The organism is Halomonas sp. AOP7-B1-5, assembly GCF_052353045.1.
Taxonomy (GTDB): domain Bacteria; phylum Pseudomonadota; class Gammaproteobacteria; order Pseudomonadales; family Halomonadaceae; genus Vreelandella; species Vreelandella colorata.
In genome coordinates this window covers 1-975 of record NZ_JBQTDC010000116.1, presented here as the reverse complement: position 1 = coordinate 975, position 975 = coordinate 1, and the positions used below count along the sequence as shown (strand labels likewise).

General features: G+C 57.0%; 3 protein-coding genes. All 3 read left to right on the top strand.

Annotation, left to right across the window (positions count from 1 at the left end; translation table 11 throughout):
- Window positions 1-164 precede the first annotated feature (164 nt).
- The 3 genes from ACT3XD_RS19625 (at window position 165) to relB (ending at window position 928) form a co-directional block, all read left to right on the top strand.
- Window positions 165-422 (top strand): type II toxin-antitoxin system RelB/DinJ family antitoxin, encoded by a 258-nt coding sequence (locus ACT3XD_RS19625; RefSeq protein WP_192539860.1) that lies wholly within the window; start codon window positions 165-167, stop codon window positions 420-422.
- A complete protein-coding gene (locus ACT3XD_RS19620) occupies window positions 422-694 on the top strand; it encodes a type II toxin-antitoxin system YafQ family toxin (protein WP_192539861.1) in 273 nt (90 codons plus the stop codon). Before ACT3XD_RS19625 ends, ACT3XD_RS19620 begins: the two co-directional genes overlap by 1 nt.
- Before the next feature lie 63 nt (window positions 695-757).
- Complete coding sequence (gene relB, locus ACT3XD_RS19615) at window positions 758-928, top strand: type II toxin-antitoxin system RelB family antitoxin (protein ID WP_225736367.1); 171 nt, start codon at window positions 758-760, stop codon at window positions 926-928.
- Window positions 929-975: the final 47 nt, after the last annotated feature.

The window sequence follows — 975 nt, the reverse complement described above, 5'->3', positions numbered from 1 at the left end:
TCGCGTTAACTGATAATTGCGCCTATTAATTATTTCGTGCGCACGAAATTTTATGAGCGGGGAACAGCGCAGCTCAGCCAGGTAGAGCGCCTCCAGTTGACGACGCCCCCTGATCTGCTATATTGTGGCTACATTGTAGCTACAGAGAAGAAGTGGGGGACACCATGAGTGCTGATACCGTCGTTCGAGCCCGCATCGATAGCGAAACCAAAGAACGCGCCACCGCTGCCCTGGAGGCCATGGGGTTGTCCGTATCCGATGCCATCCGCCTGCTGATGCTGCGGATCGCCGACGAGAAGCGCCTGCCGTTCGCTGTCCAGGTGCCAAACGCCTCCACGGCCAAGGCTCTGGACGAGCTGGACGCCGGCAAGGGCAAGCGCTTTGATAGCGCGGATGCGCTGTTCGAGGACCTGGGCATCTGATGCTGACCCCAGTCCGTTCCAGCCAGTTCAAACGCGATGTAAAGCGGGTCCAGAAGCGCGGCAAGGACATGGACAAGCTGCGGCGCTTGCTGGGCCTGCTGCTCGAGCAAGCTCTCTTGCCGGATGCCTACCAGGATCACCCGTTACGGGGGAATTGGAAGGGCTACCGAGATGCCCATATCGAACCCGATTGGTTGCTGCTGTATCGCGTAGAGGGCGACGAGCTACATTTGGCCCGTACCGGCAGCCATTCAGACCTCTTCCAGGAGTGATTCCGCTCCTGGAATTCAAGATTATCCGTATCGGTAAAAGGACCAGAAGAGGAGGGTGCGGCAATGCAGACACCACCAGACGACTACGCCCCACCTTATGCGCGCGAAGCGATCCTAGAGCATCTGGAAGACCTCGAGGACACCTATCTAGCAGAGCAGACGCTGGAGCGCCTGCGCCGCGGCGATGAAGCCACCCACTCACTGGACGACGTGGACAATTATCTTGAATTTTAAAAAAGTAAACCAATAGGAAGCAACAAACCGTCCAGTAAGGTAGGTTT

Excerpts from the sequence above, each read along its gene's own strand:
- ACT3XD_RS19620 (WP_192539861.1), top strand. The coding sequence starts at position 422 with ATGCTGACCCCAGTCCGTTCCAGCCAGTTCAAACGCGATGTAAAGCGG.
- relB (WP_225736367.1), top strand. The coding sequence starts at position 758 with ATGCAGACACCACCAGACGACTACGCCCCACCTTATGCGCGCGAAGCG.
- ACT3XD_RS19625 (WP_192539860.1), top strand. The coding sequence starts at position 165 with ATGAGTGCTGATACCGTCGTTCGAGCCCGCATCGATAGCGAAACCAAA.